Here is a 2,324-nt window from a genome sequence, read left to right as displayed (position 1 = left end):
GTAAGCGCTCCACAAACCCCATCTTCTGCCGCTGAATAGTGTCCGTCAGACTGGTGTCACCCGATTCCAAGGAGGACACCATGACTGACCTGACCTCGACACAGGCCTTCTGGCTGGGCCATCTGTTCCATGCTTCCTCTCGGCACCTGTCGCTGAGCGAGTACGCCGCGGAGCAAGGGCTGGAGCTGGCGTCACTGCTGGCGTGGGAAAAGCGCCTGGTGGTGCAGAATGTGCCGGTGCCACCTCGCCATCGGCCGCTGCGCTTCGTCGCCGTGGAGGTGGCCCGATGATTCGGCCGGACACCGGACTGCGGGTCTACCTGTGCCGTGAGCCGGTCGATATGCGCAAGCAGATCGACGGGCTGGCCCTGCTCGTTCAGGAGGCCATGGAGCTCAACCCCTTCGAGGAAGCGGTGTTCGTGTTCGGCAACCGCCAGCGCGACAAGGTGAAGCTGCTGTTCTGGGAACGTAACGGCTTCGTGGTCTGGTACAAGCGCCTGGAACGGGAGCGCTTCAAGTGGCCCGACCGGCTGGAGGACGACACCGTCTCCCTGTCCGGCCAGGAACTGAACTGGCTGCTCGACGGCTACGACCTCAGTGCCATGCAGCCCCACAAGGCCTTGGATTTTCAGTCGGTTGGCTGACATTTTTGCTGCTGTCAGCAGGCCGTTTTGGTAAAATATCAGGATGACATCCCACGCTTTCTCACCCCCTGATTCCCGCTCTCAGCTGCAGCGCCAAGTGCGTTCTCAGCAGGAGGAGATCGCGCGTCTTCATCAGTTGATGGAGAAGAAGGAGGCTCAGTGGGAAGCCACCAAGGCGGCGCTTTTCGAGCAGTTCCGCCTGGCCATCGAGCGTCAGTTTGGCCCCTCCACCGAAAAATACCGTGTCGCGCAGGGGGATCTGCTCATCAACGAGGCCGAAGCGGCGGTCGACGAGGAAGACGCCAACGCTCAGGATGACGCGACCGACGACGAGGAGGACGCGCCGACCGAGCCCCGTCAGCCGGTCAAGCGCCGCAGCCGTGGCGGTCGGGTGGCTCTGCCTCCTGAGTTGCCGCGCGTCGAAGTCGTGCATGAGCTGCCCGAAGATGCCCGTCACTGCCACGATGACGGCACCGAGCTCAAGGAGATCGGCCAGGAGGTCAGCGAAGAGCTGCATGTCGTGCCGGCGCGGGTCGAGGTGATCCGCCATGTACGCGTCAAGTACGGCTGCCCGGCCTGCGAAGAGGGCGTGCAGATCGCCCCGGCACCGGCCAAGCTGCTGCCCAGGAGCAACGCCAGCGCCACCTTGCTGGCCTACGTGGCCACCGCCAAGTACCAGGACGCCTTGCCGCTCTATCGCCAGAGCCGGATCCTTGCTCGGCACGGTGCCGAGATCCCGCGCAACACCCTGGCGCGCTGGATGGTGCTGGTCGGCGAGCGGCTGATGCCCCTGGTTGAGGTCCTCCGACAGCAGCTGCTGCAGAGTCCGCTGATCCACATGGATGAGACCACGCTGCAGGTCAACGCCGAAGCCGACCGGCCGGCGAGCGCCACCTCCTACATGTGGCTGCAGCGCGGCGGCCCACCGAGCCAGCAGGTGGTGCTGTTCGACTACGACGCCAGCCGAGCGGGTCGGGTGCCGGTGCGCCTGCTGGGCGACTATGGCGGTCGCCTGGTCACCGACGGCTACGAGGGCTATGCCGAGGTGGTGCGGAAAAACGGCATCATCCATGCCGGCTGCTGGGCGCACGCCCGTCGCAAGTTCGTCGAGGCCCAGAAGGTGCAGCCCAAGGGCAAGACCGGCAAGGCCGACTGGGCGCTCAACCAGATCCGCAAGCTCTACGCCGTGGAGAAGCAGGCCAGGGCCCTGGAGCCCGAGGCGCGCCGGGCGCTGCGCGAGCAGAAGAGTCGCCCCCTGATCACCCAGCTGCGCACCTGGCTCGGCAAGTCGCTGACGCAGGTGCTGCCGAAAAGCGCACTGGGCAGGGCGCTGCACTACCTGGATGGCCAGTGGCAGCGCCTGACCCGCTTCCTCGATGACGGCCTGATCCCGCTGGACAACAACGCCGCGGAAAATGCTATTCGTCCCTTTGTCGTCGGCCGAAAGAACTGGCTCTTCAGCCATACACCGAGCGGTGCGCGGGCCAGCGCGGCGATCTACAGCCTGATCGAGACGGCGAAGGCCAACGGCCTCTCGCCCTACGAGTACCTGCAGTTCGTGTTCGAGACCCTGCCGACACTCGGCGAGGATGACGATCTCGACACGCTGCTCCCCTGGCGCTGGAAAGAGACTCTACCGGTCTGACTCAGGCCCAACAGATGGGGTTCGTGGATCGCTTAC

At 65.1% G+C, this 2,324-nt stretch carries 3 protein-coding genes; all 3 read left to right on the top strand.

Features of this window, described 5'->3' with window-relative positions; all coding sequences use genetic code 11:
• The first annotated feature begins 80 nt into the window (after positions 1-80).
• The 3 genes from K7I12_RS17305 to tnpC are packed head-to-tail and all read left to right on the top strand — an operon-like array spanning position 81 to position 2,288.
• Positions 81-290, top strand: a complete 210-nt coding sequence (locus K7I12_RS17305; protein WP_031382454.1) for a hypothetical protein — start codon at positions 81-83, stop codon at positions 288-290.
• The gene (tnpB, locus tag K7I12_RS17300; RefSeq protein WP_031382455.1) at positions 287-643 is read left to right on the top strand and encodes an IS66 family insertion sequence element accessory protein TnpB; all 357 of its coding nucleotides are present in this window, start codon (positions 287-289) and stop codon (positions 641-643) included. Before K7I12_RS17305 ends, tnpB begins: the two co-directional genes overlap by 4 nt.
• A 43-nt stretch (positions 644-686) precedes the next feature.
• Positions 687-2,288: an IS66 family transposase gene (gene tnpC / locus K7I12_RS17295; RefSeq protein ID WP_031382456.1), complete on the top strand. Its 1,602-nt coding sequence runs from the start codon at positions 687-689 to the stop codon at positions 2,286-2,288.
• Positions 2,289-2,324: the final 36 nt, after the last annotated feature.

Origin of the sequence: Halomonas sp. IOP_31 (assembly GCF_021151495.1) — a bacterium.
GTDB classification, from domain to species: domain Bacteria; phylum Pseudomonadota; class Gammaproteobacteria; order Pseudomonadales; family Halomonadaceae; genus Modicisalibacter; species Modicisalibacter zincidurans.
Note: the sequence above shows the minus strand (reverse complement) of the source record. Positions and strands in the feature narration are given on the sequence as shown.